Here is a 16,088-nt window from a genome sequence, read left to right as displayed (position 1 = left end):
CCTCTAGGGCCCATCCGCAATCCCGTCAAACGCAAATTTCACTTTTATGGCAATTTTCGCGCCTTGTCGGCTGCGGCGCTCCTATAACGCTCCCGTCCTGCTTCCCGCCCCGCCCGTCCGTGGGGTCGTCCGAATGCGCGGCTCGGTACTGCCGTACCAACGGTCTCATTGTATTCAGATGCTAAAGAGGAAAATACGAAAAAACCGGCGCACGCTGCTTGCGTACGCCGGTTCTGTCTTTCGCCAGCCCGACATCAGTCGGACAGGAATTACTTGCGGAGCGTGAGACCGCCACCGAAGCGCTTGTTGAAGCGGGCGACCTGGCCACCGGTGTCGAGCATGGTGCCACGACCGCCGGTCCACGCCGGATGCGCGAGCGGATCGATTTCGAGCGTCATCACATCACCTTCCTTACCCCAGGTCGACCGGGTCTGGTACTTGGTACCATCGGTCATCTGGATCGTGATCATGTGATAGTCGGGATGCGTATCGGCCTTCATCGTATGTCTCCGGTATAAACGGCTGGTTCCGACCAGCCTAAAGCACGGCGGGCCCGTACACACAGCGGCGCCATGATGCAAGCGAGCCCCCCGTTTCGGCAATTACGCCTTAGGCGGATCGGCGATCATCGCGGTAAAATTCGCTTCTGCGACCAGCTGGCCGTCGACCAAGGCGCGCCCTGCGAATTTACAAACGCTTGCGCGCTTCTGCACGAACGTCACGTCGAGCTGCAGCAGAACGCCAGGCTCGACCGGCTTGCGAAACTTCGCACCGTCGATCGCCATGAAATAGACGAGCTTTCCCGAACCTGCGAGACCGAGCGATTCGACCGCCAAGATGCCGGCGGCTTGCGCCATTGCCTCGACGATCAGCACGCCGGGCATGATCGGCCTGCCAGGGAAATGCCCCTGAAAAAACTGCTCGTTCATCGACACCGCCTTGATCGCGCTGATCGATGTGTCGGGGACGAGATCCACGACACGATCAACCAGCAACATCGGATAGCGGTGGGGCAATGCCGCCATCACCCGGCCGATATCGAGCGGTCCGCTCGATCGACCGGGCGCGGCGTCTGCCACGTCGACGTTCACGTTATCCGTGCTCACCGACGATGTTCTCAACGGCCCTGCGGCGTCGTGCGCGCAGGCGTCGCGCGGGCGGGTGCCGCTGCGGCAGGGGCGGCTGCCCCACCCTGCTGGCTCTGCTGGTTCGGCTGCCAGCCGGCAGGCGGCGTGATGCCGACCGTCGGGACGAGACGATCGAGTTCGGCCGTGATCGACGCCGTGATATCGGCAGCCGGCTGTGCGAACAATGCAGCATCTGGACGAAGCAGCAAGGTCACGTTCTTGGCGCGGACCGCATTGCTGACCGCATCGCCGAGCTTCGCCTGGATCTGTTCGATGACATATTGCTGAGCGCGCTGTGCCGGCTGGGTCAGACGGGCGAGTTCCTGGTTTGCCGCGGTCTCGCGTGCCTGGATCGCCTGCGCCTGGCTCTGGAGCGACGCCGCATTCGGGGTCGGCGCGCGCTGTGCGGTCTGGAAGGCGGTCACGAGCGGCTGGAGTTCGCGGGCGATCGCCTGACGGCGGGTCTCGGCCTGGTCGAGCTGTGCCTTGTAGGTCGTCTCGATCTGGCCACGCGCGGTGGTCCAGGCCTTAGAGCCTGCGATCGCGCCCTGCGGGTCGGCGACCGCGATACCCGAAACCTGGGCCTGCGCCGGTGCGACGATCGCCGCCGGTGCGAGCACGGCTGCGGCGAGAAGAAGCGTCTTGAACGTCGTCATCAGAACTGTGTCCCTACGTTGAAAGTAATAAGCTTGGGGTCATCACCGGGCTGCGTCAGGATCGCCTTGGCGAGATCGATACGCAGCGGGCCGAACGGCGAATTCCAGTTCACGCCGATACCCACCGACAGACGCGGTCGCGGCGAGTTGCCAAGGAACGTCTCCTTGAACGGCGCGATCGCGCTGGTCGCGATGACATTGGCCTCGGCACCCGCGCAGGCACCGCCGAGCGTATCGGAATAGCCCGTCTGACACGTCGTTGCCCGCTGCGCCGTTTCGGTCGCGCCGGTCGGCGTGTAGGTGTTGAAATAGAGCTGGCGGCCTGCGCTGTCGAACAGCGGCGTGTTGATCGGCAACACGGTGACATTGCCGGCCGCGTCGACCGACGTTGGGAAGACCGCGGTTGGCAATGGCTTGGTGATGCCGAACAGGCTGCCGATCTGCGCGTAGATGGTCGGGCGAAGCCCCAGTTCGCGCGCGCCAGAGCCCAGCGGAATCTCGATTTCGGCACGAGCCAGATAATAAGCCCGGCCGCCGAGCGCGTCATCGACGATCTGGTTGCGATCGGTCACCACGGTCTGCGTACCATCGGCCGCAGTGACATATTGCTGGCGCAGGACTCGCGGACCGACGCCGCGAATGTCGAAACCACGGAATTGCGGCTCGCCCAGATAGAAGCGATCGGTGATGCGGACGCGGTCGACGCCCTCGCCACGGCTCTTCTCGAGCGAGTGGATATAGCCGCCTTCCGCGATGATCGAACCGATAAAGCCGCTGCCGAGGTTCCAGAATTTGGATCCTTCGGCGCGCGTACGGATATACTTCACGTCGCCGCCCAGACCGGCAAAGTCCTGGCTGAACGAGAAGCGTTGCCCGGCGGTCGGACGCAAACGGCTGTTCAGCGTATCGTAGATCAGCGAATAGCCGATCGACGACGTCCAGCGATTGCCGAGTGCCTCACAGAGGTAGCGCCCGGCCTTGAGCGGGTCGCAGACGCCGTTGGTGAAATAGGACGCCTGATCGAGGCCGACCTCGTCATATGACAGGCCGTAGCGGCCCGACAGCGACCAGAACTCGGTCAGCGGCACACCGGCACGGATTTGGAAGCCCGTCGAGACCTGTGAATAGGTCGTCTGGCGATCGTTGCCGACATAGTTGAACGAATTGTAATCACGCCGGAATATGTCGCCGCCGAGCGCGATGTTCTTGTCGAACAGATAGGGCTCGGTAAAGCCCAGCTCGATCGACTTCGAATAGCTCGAATAGTTCACGCCGGCGCGCAGTTCCTGGCCCTTGCCGCGGAAATTGCGCTGCGTGATGTTCGCCTGGATGATGAACCGCTCGAGGCTCGAATAGCCCGCCGACAGCTGCAATTCGCCCGTCGAGCGCTCTTCCAGATTGGTTTCAAGGATCACGCGATCGGGCGCGGAGCCCGGCGTCTGCTTGATCTCCATCTTGTCCTGGAAATAACCGAGCGAGTTGATGCGATCCTGCGAGCGCTTCACCTGGAAGCTGTTGAACGCGTCGCCCTCGGCAAGACGGATCTCGCGACGCACGACCTTGTCCTGCGTCTGCGAATTGCCGTTGATCTCGACCCGCTCGACATAGGTGCGCTTGGCTTCGGCGATGTTGAAGTTGATACCCATGGTCAGGGTATCGACGTCCTTCTGGAATTCCGGGTTCACCTCGGTGAACGCATAGCCGAACAGGCCCGCGGTCTGGCTCAGATTGTCGACCGAATCCTCGACGAGCTTCGCATTGTACCACTCGCCCTTCTTGAGCGGCAGCGTCGAGGCGAGCTTCTTGTTGTCGAAGTCGCGGATCTGGCTGTCGACGGTTACGTCGCCGAACTTGTAGCGCTTACCCTCCTCCACCACGTACGTGATGATGAAGTCCTTCTTGTCCGGCGTCAGCTCGGCGACCGCGGACGTGACGCGGAAATCGGCATAGCCCTCAGTCAGGTAGAACTGGCGCAGCTTCTGCTGGTCGTAGCTCAGACGATCCTGGTCATAGCTAGTCGCCGAGGACAGAAGGCGGAACAGCCGCGCCTGCTTGGTCGCCATTTGGCCGCGAATCTTGTCGTCGGAGAACACCTCGTTGCCGAGGATGTTGATCTGGCGGACTTTGGATTTCGGGCCTTCGCTGATCTCGAACACGACATCGACGCGGTTCTGGTCGAGATTGACCATCTTCGGATCGACGACCGCGGCGAAGCGGCCCTGCCGGCGATAGAGTTCGATGATCCGTGCGATGTCCTGGCGGACCGCGGTGCGCGTGAATATCTGCCGCGGCGCGAGCTTGATCTCCTTGGTGATCTTGTCCGCCTTAAGCGCCTTGTTGCCCTCGAGGATCACGCGGTTGATGATCGGATTCTCGCGGATGCGCAGGACGATATTGCCGTCCTCAACCCCGGCGATCGAGTAATCCGCGAACAGGTCGCTCGCCTGCAGGTCCTTGAGCGCCTGGTCGAGCGTTTCCGCCGTGTACGGGATGCCGACGCGGAGCTTGGTGTAGCTCAACACGGTCTCGGGCTCGATGCGCTGCGAGCCTTCTACACGCAAAGTCTTGATCAGAGTCTGGGATACAGGCGCCGCTACGGGCGTTGTAGGGGCGGATGCAGGGGCAGTCGCCTGTGCACGCGGCGGACCGGATCGTGCCTGCGCAGCGGGGGCTGAACCCGCGGGCGCAACCTGCGCCCAGACCGGCATGCCGGACAGCATCGTACCTGCCAAGAGCAGGGCGCCGTTACGCGCCAAAGTGTAACCGTTGATTGCTGTCACCAAACCCACCCCAAGAAACTTGCATACGCAAGGGCGCGCCCGCCCTGCCCTAACCGCGTCAGCCGATCAAGCCGGCCAGATTCTTCCACAACCCGAAATTGCCGAGATCGTTGAAGGTCACGAGAAGCATCAGTGCGAGGATCGCCGCAAGACCGCCGCGATACGCCCATTCCTGAACGTCGGGACCGACGGGCTTTCGCCGGACTGCCTCTATCGCATAAAATAGCAAATGTCCGCCATCAAGCATCGGCACTGGCAGCAGGTTGATGAACCCCAGATTGATGGACACCAGCGCAATCAGAAAGACATAGGCATCGAGGCCGAGCGACATCTGCTCGCCCGATACTTTGGCGATACTGAGCGGTCCGCCAAGCTCCTTGACGGAGCGACGGCCCGAAATCACTTGGCCCAGCGTCTCGACAATCATCGAGACGATCTCGCCGGTCCGCTTCACTGCGACGGCCGGTGCTTCGAGCAAGCCGACGCGAACGACGATGGGTTTGCCACCGGCGATCCCGAGCCGGCCGATCCGATATTCATTCCCGAACCGGTCGCGCTGTAGCTCGGTACCGATCACGACATCGCGCGATACCAGTCGTCCATCACGCAGTACATCAATGCGAGTGCGTTCTCCCGCACGGATGCGGGCATAGCGTGCCATGTCGTCGAAGGTTTCGACCGAACGCCCGCCCAGCGCGGAGACCCGGTCGCCCTGCTGCAGCCCGGCAAGTGCTGCTGCGCTGCCCGGAACGGTCGCCCCGATCACCGGCGGCATCCGGACGTCGCCATAAGCGAGCGCGAATCCGGCGAGGATGACGATTGCGACGATAAAATTGACCACCGGGCCTGCGGCAACGACGATCGCGCGCTGCCAAACCGGTTTCGACTGGAATGTCCGCTGACGTTCGTCGGCAGGCAAGGCGAGCCATTCGGCGGAAGGCTGGCTTGCCGGGGTCATGTCCCCGGCGAATTTCACATAACCGCCAAGCGGCAGCCAGCCGAATTTCCAACGTGTGCCGCGACGATCGGTAAAGCCGGCGATCTCGCGTCCGAACCCGATCGCGAAGGCGTCGGCCTTGATCCCGAATATCCGTCCAGCGAGATAATGGCCCATCTCGTGGACGAACACGAGCGGTCCGATGACGAGCATAAAGGACAGGATCGTCAGCAGGATACCGGGCGTTTCGATCAAACCACGCAATCCTTCACACGCTCGCTCGCAAGGCGCCGCGCGTCGACGTCGATGGCCAGAACGGCATCGACGCTATCCGGTGCGGCCGGATCGTAGCGTATCAGCGTATCCTCCACGATTGCGGCAATTTCGAGGAAGCCGATCCGGCGGTTGAGAAAGGCTTCGACCGCGACCTCGTTCGCCGCGTTGAGGATCGCCGGGCGCGCCCCGCCCGCGTCCAGTGCTTCACGTGCCAGCCGCAATGCGGGAAACCGGACCGGATCGGGCGCTGCGAAATCGAGTCGGCCGATGCCAACGAGATCGAGCGGCGCCATCGGTGTCGCCATCCGGTCGGGCCAGGCCAGGGTATGCGCGATCGGCGTGCGCATGTCGGGCGGGCCGAGCTGCGCGAGAACCGAGCCATCGACATAGTCGACCAGGCTGTGGATCACCGACTGCGCATGGATGACGATCTCGATCCGGTCGGGAGCGATCGGGAACAGCCGGGCGGCCTCGATCAGTTCGAGCCCCTTGTTCATCATCGTCGCCGAATCGACCGATATCTTCGCGCCCATCGACCAGTTAGGATGCTTGACCGCCTGTTCGAGCGTCACGCCGCGCATCTGATCGGTCGTCCAGTCGCGGAAGGGCCCGCCGCTGCACGTCAGAATGATCCGCCGCACGCCTTCGGGCCGCGCTGCATCAAAGCATTGGAAAATCGCGTTATGCTCGGAATCCGCCGGGAGCAGGGTCGCGCCGGACCGCGCAGCTGCGCGCAAGATGACGTAGCCCGCGGAGACCAGCGGTTCCTTGTTCGCGATGACGACCGTGCCGCCCTGCTCGATTGCCGACAGGACGGGCTTGAGGCCCGCACAGCCGACGATCGCGCCCATCGTCCAGTCGGCGCCCGATGCCGCGGCCTCGGCGATCGCGTCAGGGCCACCGCCGGCGCGGACACCCGTTCCCGCCAGTGCCGCCTGCAACTCTGGCAGGCACTGCTCGTCGGCAACCACCGCGAATTCGGCGCGGGTCCGGATCGCGGCCGCGGCAAGCCGCGCGACGTCACAATTTGCTGTCAACGCGACGACGCGAAAACGATCGGGCTCGCGTTCGACGAGATCGAGCGTCGACGTACCGACCGACCCGGTCGCACCGAGAATCGTGACGCTTTTCATGAGTATAAGCTCGGCAACATGATGAGTAACGCCGCGACGGGGGCGACCGGGACGAGCCCATCGAGACGGTCCATCACGCCTCCATGCCCGGGCAGCGTATTGCCGCTGTCCTTAACGCCTGCGACGCGCTTCAACCAGCTTTCGTACAGGTCCCCCATCTGCGCCAGCGCCGCAAGAAACGGCGTGGCGAGCGCAAGGTGGAACGGCAGCGCATATTCGACGTGAAGGATCGCCGCGACGATGCCCGCGAGCACCACGCCGCCAATCAGGCCCGACCAGGTCTTGTTCGGGCTGATCACGGGTGCAAGCTTGGGTCCGCCCAATGAGCGTCCGGTGAAGAACGCGCCGATATCGCACGCCCATACCAGCGACAGCGCCCAGAGCGTCAGCAGCACGCCGTCCTCCTGACGCCGGATGATCATCAGCGCGAGCACGGGTAGCCCGCAATAGATAATTCCGAGCGCCAGCGGAGGCTTACGCGTGGTGATGACGACGAAGAACGCAGCCCCCGCGAGCAGGCCCAGCGTGAAGAAGTCGTGCACGACGAGGATCAGCGAGGCCGGCGCCATCAGCGCGAGCGGTACGGACAGCGCGAACTGCGTCATCCGCCTGGTCTTCGCGTCGGCGCCCTGCAGCATCGCCCATTCGGCCATCATGAACAGCGCGGCAACCACGCCGAGCAGCCAGAAGGCGATGCCGCCCAGCGTCAGCGCGATGCTCGCGACGACGATCATGCCGACGCTCGCGATCATCCGGAGCTTGAGGTTGGACGGTGTGCGAAGCGCCTGATCGGGGGCCCGTTCGGGATCGGTAAGCGTCACAGCCCACCGTAGCGGCGTTGCCGCACGCCAAAGGCCGCAACGGCCTCGGCGAGCGCGTCGCCGTCGAAATCGGGCCAGAGCGTGTCGACGAACAGCAGTTCGGCATAGGCCGCCTGCCACAACAAAAAATTCGACAGGCGCTGTTCGCCCGAGGTGCGGATCATCAGGTCCAGCGGGGGAAGATCGCGCGTGTCGAGTTCGCCCTCGACCATCGCCGCGTCGATGCTCGCCGGATCGAGCACCCCGTCACGCGCGCGTTCCGCCAGGCGGCGGGCGGCGAGCACGAGTTCGGCATGGGCGCCATAGTTGAGTGCGATCGCGAGCAACGGACCGGTATTGGCCGCGGTCCGCGAGATCGCATCATCGACCATCGCGACCAGATCGGATGAGAAGGCACGATAGTCGCCGATGACGCGCAGACGGACATTCTCGCGGGTCAGCTCGTCGAGATCGCTGCGGATGAAATGCCGCAGCAACCCCATCAGATCGCTGACTTCCTCTGCAGGACGGCGCCAGTTTTCGGACGAGAACGCATAGAGCGTGAGCGCCTCGATCCCCATCGCGCGCGCCGCGCGGGTGACGTTTCGCACCGCATCGACGCCCGCCTTGTGGCCGGCAAAGCGGGGGAGGAAGCGCTTCTTCGCCCACCGCCCATTGCCGTCCATGATGATCGCGACATGACGCGGCACCGCGCCGCCCCCAGGAACGGCGACGAGCGACGCAGCCTGGGAGGCTCCGGCCGAAGCAGCGCCAAGCGGCCTCACTTGCCCAGGATTTCCTTTTCCTTGGCGCCCGCGGTCGCGTCGAGATCGGCGATCGTGCTGTCGGTGAGCTTCTGCACCTCGACTTCGTGACGCTTGCGCTCGTCCTCGCCGAACACGCCCTTCTTCTCGTCGACCTTCAGCGAATCCATCCCGTCGCGACGGACGTTACGGACTGCAATGCGGGCCTTTTCAGCATATTGGCCGGCGAGCTTGGCGAGTTCCTTGCGACGCTCCTCGGTCAGATCGGGAATCGGCAGACGCAGCGTCTGACCGTCGACGATCGGGTTGAGACCCAGCCCGGCGGAGCGGATCGCCTTGTCGGTCGGGCCGACATTCGACTTGTCCCAGACCTGCACCGACAGCATACGCGGCTCAGGCGCCGACACGGTCGCGACCTGGTTGAGCGGCATCGACGAGCCGTAGACCGTGACCATCACCGGATCGAGCAGCGCGGTCGACGCGCGGCCGGTGCGAAGCCCGGCCAGATCGTGCTTCAGCGCTTCGACGGCACCCGCCATGCGGCGTTCCAGGTCGCTCTTGTCATACGCTGCCATCTTAACTCTCCTGCTCGTTCTGGACGATCGTCGACACACCATCACCCGCCAGCACCGCGGCAAGATTGCCGGGTTCGCGGATGTTGAAGACGACGATCGGGATATCATTGTCGCGGCACAAAGCGATCGCGCTCGCGTCCATGACCTTGAGGTCCTCGGACAGCACCGTGCTGTACGAGATCGTCTCGTAGCGCGTTGCGTCCGGGTCCTTTTTCGGATCGGCGCTGTAGACGCCGTCGACCGACGTGCCCTTGAACAGCGCGTCGCACTTCATCTCGGCAGCACGCAGCGCGGCGCCCGAATCGGTGGTGAAATAGGGGCTGCCGACACCCGCGGCGAAGATCACGACGCGGCCCTTTTCGAGGTGCCGTTCGGCGCGACGCCGGATGAAGGGTTCGCAGACGCTCGCCATCGGGATCGCCGACTGAACGCGCGTGTCGATGCCGATCTGCTCGAGCGCGTTCTGCACCGCGAGCGCGTTCATCACGGTCGCGAGCATGCCCATATAATCGGCGGTCGCGCGCTCGAAGCCCTTGGCGGCGGCGGCGAGGCCACGGAAGATGTTGCCACCCCCGACGACGATGCAGATCTCATAGCCCTTGGCGCGGACGTCGGCGATCTCGCCGGCGACACGTGCGGTGACGGTGGGATCGATCGAAAGACCGGCGGGTCCCATCAGGACTTCGCCCGACAGTTTGAGCAAAATGCGTTTGAAGCGCGGAGGCGTCATAAATCTCGAATTGTGATTGGCGGGGCGGCGCGGACCTTAGGCGGCGAGGCCGGGGATGTGAAGCGCTGCGACGTGCCTGTGTGGACTCTGAGCGGTCAGGAGACGGAAAATCGTCGACCGCAGGAGGGCGCGCGAGGGGAAATGCCGTCATTTCCGCGGAGATGGAGGGGCTGGCGTCGCGAGCGACACCGACCGCCTAGGGTCTGGATCCCCGCCTGCGCGGGGATGACGGCGTAGTATGTGGCTACTCCGTAGTCCTCCCCCTCGGGGAGACCGTGGCCCGGCAGGGCCGGATGAGGGGCGTGAGGTTCGAGACCTCGCCACTCCCCTCACCCTTCCCACGGCCAAGTGGCCGTGGGCCCCTTCCCTCTCCCCGGACGGGAGAGGGAGGGCGTTGTTACGCCTGCGGAACGCCCGAGGCGGCAGCGACTTCGGCGGCGAAGTCGGACTGCTCCTTCTCGATGCCTTCGCCGAGCTGGAAGCGGACATAGTCCACCAGCTTGATCTCGGCGCCCGCGTCCTTGCCGGCCTTGGCGACGACGTCGGAGATCTTGGTCTTGCCGTCCATCACGAACAGCTGGCTGACCAGGGCGTGCTCCTTGCGGTACTTGGCGATGCCGCCTTCGACCATCTTTGCAATGATATCAGCAGGCTTGCCCGATTCGGCGGCCTTTTCGGTCGCGATCGCGCGCTCACGCTCGATCTCGGCCTCGTCGAGATCGGCTTCGTTCAGCGCCTTCGGGAACGCCGCTGCGATGTGCATCGCAAGCTGCTTGCCGAGCGTCTGGAGCACTTCGTCCGAAGCCTCCGACTCGAGCGCGACGAGCACGCCGATCTTGCCGAGGCCCGGCGATGCCGCGTTGTGGATGTACGGAACGACCGCACCCTTGCTGACTTCGAGCGTGCGCGAACGGCGCAGCGACTGGTTCTCGCCGATCGTCGCGACGTTGTTCGTCAGGACTTCCTCGACGGTCTTGCCCGATGGCATCGGCTGCGTCTTGAGCGATTCGATGTCGCCGCCGGTGGCGAGCGCGATCTGCGTCACGTCACGGACAAACGACTGGAACTGATCGTTCTTTGCGACGAAGTCGGTTTCCGAGTTGACCTCGACCGCAGCACCCTTGGTGCCCGAAACGGCGACGCCGACCAGACCCTCGGCCGCGGTGCGGCTGGACTTCTTGGCGGCGGCGGCGAGACCCTTGGTCCGCAGCCAGTCCATCGCCTGCTCCATGTCGCCGGCGTTCTCGCTGAGCGCCTTCTTGCAATCCATCATGCCCGCGCCGCTCTTTTCGCGCAGATCCTTGACCATTGCTGCCGTGATATCAGCCATGTCCGTAAATCCTCTTTAGTCTGAATGTAGTTGCGGGCGAGGTAAGGCCAGATGCCCTACCCCGCCCGCATGACGGTTCGGCGACGACGCTTATGCGTCGATCTGGCGCTCACCCTCGGCCGCAAACTCTGCGGCGGTCTCGGCGTTCGCCGCAACCTGCGTCGTGTCGGCGGTCGGCTCGACGGTCGGCTCGGCGATCGCCTCTTCCTTCGGCGGCTCGACCATTGCGCCGATGTCGGCACCGGTCCGGCGCTGCTGCTCCTGGCCACCACGAGTCGCTGCGATTGCAATGGCTTCGCAGTAGAGGCGGATGGCGCGGGCGGCGTCGTCGTTTGCGGGCACCGGGAAGGCGATGCCGTCCGGCGAGACGTTCGAATCGAGGATCGCGACGACGGGAATACCCAGCGTGTTGGCTTCCTTGATCGCCAGCTCTTCCTTGTTCGCGTCGATCACGAACATCACGTCGGGAATCCCGCCCATGTCGCGGATGCCGCCGAGCGAAAGCTCGAGCTTGTCCTTCTCGCGGGTGAGCTGGAGCACTTCCTTCTTGGTCAGGCCGACAGTGTCACCCGACAGCATTTCCTCGAGCGTCTTCAGACGCTTGATCGAACCCGAGATGGTCTTCCAGTTGGTGAGCATGCCGCCCAGCCAGCGATGGTTGACGAAGTGCTGACCTGCGCGACGAGCGGCGTCGGCGACGGGCTCCTGCGCCTGGCGCTTGGTGCCGACGAACAGGACCTTGCCACCGCCGGCGACGGCCGACGAGACGAATTCGAGCGCGCGCGCGAAGAGCGGCACGGTCTGCGAGAGGTCGAGGATGTGGACGCCGTTGCGGTCACCGAAGATGTAAGGCTTCATCTTGGGGTTCCAGCGATGCGTCTGGTGACCAAAATGTGCGCCCGTTTCAATGAGCTGCTGCATCGAGACGACTGGTGCCGCCATAGGATATGTCCTTCCGGTTGTGCCTCTGGGAAGCGGATGACGTGCCGGCCGAATGACCGAAACGCACCGGGCTATGATGCCTCCCATGCGGGGTTAGAGGCGCGGCCCTTAGCCGGGGATCGCGCCAAATGCAACGGCTTACCGCCGACTTGACAAAAGAACGCAATAAGAACATAACGGGGCCAGAACAGAACAGAGGTTCGACTCGGCGCAGAATCACCCCGGAACGGCGGTGATCCAAATGCGACGAACGGAACGATGTTTTCGACCGGGTGTTGCGAACCTTAACACAATGTTCGCATTTGCAGGGAAGGCGAGCGGGAAGATGAGCGGGATGATGATAGTGAGCTTCATGGTGTTCTCGGGGTCGTTCGCAGTCGCGACCGCGGTGATCCTGTCGTCGATCGCACCGCAATGGTCGCGCATCGTCAGCCTGGCATCGGGCAATGTCGAGCCGGCCTTCGCCCCGCTGCAGACGCTCGCGCGCGCCGAGCGCCGGATCGCGGTCCGCCGCTGGTCTTCGACCGGCATGCCGCAGCCGTCGCAGCGCTGGAATGCCGCCGCCTAAAGTTTGGCGGTTTGGCCTGGGCGCCTGATCGACAGGCGTCTTACTGATCCGCGGGCGTGGCCGGCTTGTGGATTACACGGGGATCGAACTTTACGGGTCTGCCCCGGGTCAGCAGTCCCGGGGCTCGGTCGGTCGGATCAGAGACCCGGTTTGGCGGACGTCTCGCCGCTACGGACGCCGGCGCGCTGGCGGCGGACCCTGGCATAGCTGGCGATACTGAACGGCATCGACACGATATAGAGAAGGCAGATAAGGCTGAGGGTGTGCCAGGGGGCGCTGACGAGCGCGGCACCAAGCAGGACGACGAGCGCGATCGCCTCGAACCGGACGTTGCGACGCAGCTTGAGCGAACTCCACGACCAGGTCGCGATGCTCGACACCATCAGCAGCGCGACGAATGCGATCCAGGGTGCGACGAGATAGGGCGAGGCGAAGAACGGTTCGTCGGTCCAGAACCAGAAGAACATCGGCATGAGCGCGAGCCCTGCCCCGGCGGGCGCGGGCACACCGGTCAGGAAGCCTGCGGACTTGTGCGGCTGATGGCTCTCGTCGATCTTGGCGTTGAAGCGGGCGAGGCGGAGCGCGCAGAACACGGCGAAGATCAGCGCACAGATCCAGCCCATCCGCGGCAGCGCGGCGAGCGACCAGAGATAGACGATCAGTGCAGGGGCGACGCCGAAGGAGATCGCATCGGACAGCGAATCGAGTTCCGCACCGAACCGGCTCTCGCCGTGGAGCATGCGCGCGATCCGGCCGTCGAGCCCGTCGAGCACGCCCGCGACCATGATCATCGCGACCGCGCTTTCCCACTGGCCGCCGATCGCGAACCGGACGCCGCTGAGTCCCGAGCACAAGGCGAGCGCGGTGACCGCGTTGGGTGCGACCGCGCGGAGCGGCAGACCGCGACGCGGCCGGCGCGCCCGCATCGCGCGGCCCGCCGCCTGCGACTCGTCCGCGCGGCTGGCGGACCCGTAAGACGTCCCGTCCCGATCGTTCACCGGACCAGCGTTCAAAGGACCGTCATGCTCAGGTCTATCATTCGAAGGACCATCGATCGCAGGACCATCGATCACTGCGCAATGCCGCCGACGGGCACGCCGCCGACCCGGCCGAGCACGGTCTCGCCGGCGATGCTGCGCTGGCCGAGACAGACCTGGGGGACGACATGATCGGGGAGATAGACGTCGACGCGGCTGCCGAATCGGATGAGCCCGATCCGCTGGCCGACCGCGACCATGTCGCCCGCCTTGACGAAGCCCAAGATGCGCCGCGCGACGAGCCCGGCGATCTGGGTGAAGCCGATCCGCATGCCGTTGCGATCCTCGACCACGAAATGCTGGCGCTCATTTTCCTCGGACGCCTTGTCGAGATCGGCGTTGAGGAACTTGCCCGAGATATAGACGACCTGGCGGATCGTGCCCGCAATCGGCGTGCGGTTGATGTGCACGTCGAACACCGACATGAAGATCGACACGCGCACCAGCGGCGCGTCGCCCAGACCATTCTCGCCGGCGAGTTCGCGCGGGATGGGGACGCGCTGGATCATCGTGATCAGCCCGTCGGCGGGGGCGACGATCAGCCCCTCGCCCTGCGGCGTGGTGCGGACGGGGTCGCGGAAGAAGGTCGCGACCCAGATCACGACGCCGACCATCGGCCAGAACAGCACATGGCTGAGCATCGTCAGCAGCAATGTGCTGCCGGTCGCGATGGCGACGTATTTATAGCCTTCCGGATGGACTGCGGGAAATCGCCATTTGACCGTGGAGGTCGTGACGGGCGGCTTGTCGAGCGATGCCATAGCGTGCGGGTCTATCCGTGCCGGACGCGCGATACAACGATGAACAGCCTTTTCACGACAGGACCGGGAGTTGCGCGAGGTTGCTCGAGGTTGCTTCGCGCGACATTCGGCAGTCGATCGGGGCGCGCCCGACGGTTGATCGGCGGGGCCGGCTCCCCTAGACGCTCCCCCAACCCCCTCCCCCGAAGGACGATATATGGCGAAGATCAAGGTTAAGAATCCGATCGTGGAGATCGACGGCGACGAGATGACCCGGATCATCTGGGTATGGATCCGCGAGCGCCTGATCAAGCCGTATCTCGACATCCAGCTCGACTATTACGATCTCGGCGTCGAGCATCGCGACGCGACCGACGACCAGGTGACGATCGACAGCGCGCTCGCCACGCAGAAGCACGGCGTCGCGGTCAAGTGCGCGACGATCACGCCCGACGAGCAGCGCGTGACCGAATTCGGCCTGAAGAAGATGTGGAAGTCGCCCAACGGCACGATCCGCAACATCCTGGGCGGGACGATCTTCCGCGAGCCGATCGTGATCAAGAACGTCCCCCGCCTGATCCCGGGCTGGACCCACCCGATTGTCGTCGGCCGCCATGCGTTCGGCGACCAGTATCGCGCGACCGATTTCCTCGTCCCCGGCCCCGGCAAGCTGCGCCTGGTGTTCGAAGGCGATGACGGCGCGACGATCGACCGCGAAGTGTTCCAGTTCCCGTCGGCGGGCGTCGCGATGGCGATGTACAACCTCGACGACTCGATCCGCGATTTCGCGCGCGCGTCGATGCATTACGGCCTGAACCTGAAATGGCCGGTGTACCTGTCGACCAAGAACACGATCCTGAAGGCCTATGACGGCCGCTTCAAGGACCTCTTCGCCGAGGTTTTCGAGAGCGAATTCAAGGACAAGTTCAAGGAAGCGGGCATCGTCTACGAGCATCGCCTGATCGACGACATGGTGGCCTCTGCACTGAAGTGGAACGGCGAGTTCGTGTGGGCGTGCAAGAACTATGACGGCGACGTCCAGTCGGACCAGGTCGCGCAGGGCTTCGGCTCGCTGGGCCTGATGACCTCGATCCTGCTGACCCCGGACGGCAAGACCGTCGAGGCCGAAGCCGCGCACGGCACGGTCACGCGTCACTTCCGCATGCACGAGCAGGGCAAGGCGACCTCGACCAACCCGATCGCGTCGATCTTCGCCTGGACCGGTGGTCTGAAGTATCGCGGCAAGTTCGACGACACGCCCGACGTGACGAAGTTCGCCGAGACGCTCGAGCGCGTCTGCGTCCAGACGGTCGAGAACGGCCACATGACCAAGGATCTCGCGATCCTGATCGGGCCCGACCAGCCCTGGATGACGACCGAGCAGTTCTTCGAGCAGGTCCGCTCGAACCTCGAAGCCGAAATGGCCAACTGGGCGTGACGGACGGCCCCTCCCGGAAACGGGAGGGGCCTTTTTTTTTGGGTGCGGGTTGGGGTGCCGGCCTTCCGTGACGCCCCGCGCTCCTGCCGCTGCGAGGCTCGGCCGGCCCCGCCCTGTGCCCCGCCGCCGCCGTCATCCTGACGGAAGTCAGGATCCAGGGTTACGGGCGCTGCGCTGCTTGGCTCTGGGTCCTGACTTTCGTCAGGATGACGGGTTGGGGTGGGGTTGGTGTCCCGTGCCCGGCATTGCTCGGCT

The 16,088-nt window shown here is 64.4% G+C and carries 16 protein-coding genes; 2 read left to right on the top strand and 14 right to left on the bottom strand.

Going from position 1 to position 16,088, the window contains the following annotated elements:
* Positions 1-269: 269 nt before the first annotated feature.
* From rpmE to rpsB, 12 genes are all read right to left on the bottom strand, one after another.
* Positions 270-500, bottom strand: a complete 231-nt coding sequence (rpmE, locus tag ASE89_RS19500; RefSeq protein WP_031393312.1) for a 50S ribosomal protein L31 — start codon at positions 498-500, stop codon at positions 270-272.
* A gap of 102 nt (positions 501-602) precedes the next feature.
* Positions 603-1,106 carry a 3-hydroxyacyl-ACP dehydratase FabZ gene (gene fabZ, locus ASE89_RS19495; RefSeq protein ID WP_443024362.1) on the bottom strand — a complete coding sequence of 168 codons (504 nt, stop codon included), beginning with the start codon at positions 1,104-1,106 and terminating at the stop codon, positions 603-605.
* A gap of 11 nt (positions 1,107-1,117) precedes the next feature.
* Positions 1,118-1,783 carry an OmpH family outer membrane protein gene (locus ASE89_RS19490; protein WP_056681324.1) on the bottom strand — a complete coding sequence of 222 codons (666 nt, stop codon included), beginning with the start codon at positions 1,781-1,783 and terminating at the stop codon, positions 1,118-1,120.
* The gene (gene bamA / locus ASE89_RS19485; RefSeq protein WP_082451805.1) at positions 1,783-4,503 is read right to left on the bottom strand and encodes an outer membrane protein assembly factor BamA; all 2,721 of its coding nucleotides are present in this window, start codon (positions 4,501-4,503) and stop codon (positions 1,783-1,785) included. Before bamA ends, ASE89_RS19490 begins: the two co-directional genes overlap by 1 nt.
* Before the next feature lie 118 nt (positions 4,504-4,621).
* A complete protein-coding gene (rseP, locus tag ASE89_RS19480; RefSeq protein WP_056681322.1) occupies positions 4,622-5,755 on the bottom strand; it encodes an RIP metalloprotease RseP in 1,134 nt (377 codons plus the stop codon).
* The gene (locus ASE89_RS19475; protein WP_056681319.1) at positions 5,752-6,909 is read right to left on the bottom strand and encodes a 1-deoxy-D-xylulose-5-phosphate reductoisomerase; all 1,158 of its coding nucleotides are present in this window, start codon (positions 6,907-6,909) and stop codon (positions 5,752-5,754) included. The genes rseP and ASE89_RS19475 overlap by 4 nt, the downstream gene beginning before the upstream one ends.
* Positions 6,906-7,661: a phosphatidate cytidylyltransferase gene (locus ASE89_RS19470; protein WP_031394215.1), complete on the bottom strand. Its 756-nt coding sequence runs from the start codon at positions 7,659-7,661 to the stop codon at positions 6,906-6,908. Before ASE89_RS19470 ends, ASE89_RS19475 begins: the two co-directional genes overlap by 4 nt.
* Positions 7,662-7,726: 65 nt before the next feature.
* Entirely contained in the window at positions 7,727-8,419 is a 693-nt protein-coding gene (locus ASE89_RS19465; protein WP_269082977.1) for an isoprenyl transferase, read from the bottom strand.
* Positions 8,420-8,490: 71 nt separating this feature from the next.
* Positions 8,491-9,048: a ribosome recycling factor gene (frr, locus tag ASE89_RS19460; protein WP_031394213.1), complete on the bottom strand. Its 558-nt coding sequence runs from the start codon at positions 9,046-9,048 to the stop codon at positions 8,491-8,493.
* Between the two features lies 1 nt (position 9,049).
* Complete coding sequence (gene pyrH / locus ASE89_RS19455) at positions 9,050-9,778, bottom strand: UMP kinase (protein ID WP_031394212.1); 729 nt, start codon at positions 9,776-9,778, stop codon at positions 9,050-9,052.
* Positions 9,779-10,175: 397 nt separating this feature from the next.
* Positions 10,176-11,108 (bottom strand): translation elongation factor Ts, encoded by a 933-nt coding sequence (gene tsf / locus ASE89_RS19450; RefSeq protein WP_056681317.1) that lies wholly within the window; start codon positions 11,106-11,108, stop codon positions 10,176-10,178.
* A gap of 90 nt (positions 11,109-11,198) precedes the next feature.
* On the bottom strand, positions 11,199-12,050 hold the full coding sequence (gene rpsB, locus ASE89_RS19445) for a 30S ribosomal protein S2 (protein ID WP_031394210.1): 852 nt from the start codon (positions 12,048-12,050) through the stop codon (positions 11,199-11,201).
* A 334-nt stretch (positions 12,051-12,384) separates the two neighbouring features.
* On the opposite strand from rpsB, the gene ASE89_RS19440 reads away from it, so the two are divergent.
* Positions 12,385-12,618: a hypothetical protein gene (locus tag ASE89_RS19440; RefSeq protein ID WP_197979521.1), complete on the top strand. Its 234-nt coding sequence runs from the start codon at positions 12,385-12,387 to the stop codon at positions 12,616-12,618.
* Positions 12,619-12,755: 137 nt separating this feature from the next.
* Here ASE89_RS19440 and pssA read toward each other — a convergent pair whose 3' ends face one another.
* Positions 12,756-13,544 carry a CDP-diacylglycerol--serine O-phosphatidyltransferase gene (gene pssA / locus ASE89_RS19435; protein ID WP_056681342.1) on the bottom strand — a complete coding sequence of 263 codons (789 nt, stop codon included), beginning with the start codon at positions 13,542-13,544 and terminating at the stop codon, positions 12,756-12,758.
* Between the two features lie 143 nt (positions 13,545-13,687).
* A complete protein-coding gene (locus ASE89_RS19430) occupies positions 13,688-14,416 on the bottom strand; it encodes a phosphatidylserine decarboxylase (protein ID WP_056681315.1) in 729 nt (242 codons plus the stop codon).
* 196 nt (positions 14,417-14,612) lie between these two features.
* Between ASE89_RS19430 and ASE89_RS19425 the strand changes: the two genes are divergently transcribed.
* Positions 14,613-15,833: an NADP-dependent isocitrate dehydrogenase gene (locus tag ASE89_RS19425; protein WP_056681313.1), complete on the top strand. Its 1,221-nt coding sequence runs from the start codon at positions 14,613-14,615 to the stop codon at positions 15,831-15,833.
* The last annotated feature ends 255 nt before the right edge of the window (positions 15,834-16,088 follow it).

This window comes from Sphingomonas sp. Leaf30, from assembly GCF_001422525.1.
Taxonomy (GTDB): Bacteria; Pseudomonadota; Alphaproteobacteria; order Sphingomonadales; family Sphingomonadaceae; genus Sphingomonas; species Sphingomonas aerolata.
The sequence above is the reverse complement of the archived record's forward strand: the minus strand, read 5'-3'. Positions and strand labels throughout refer to the sequence as shown.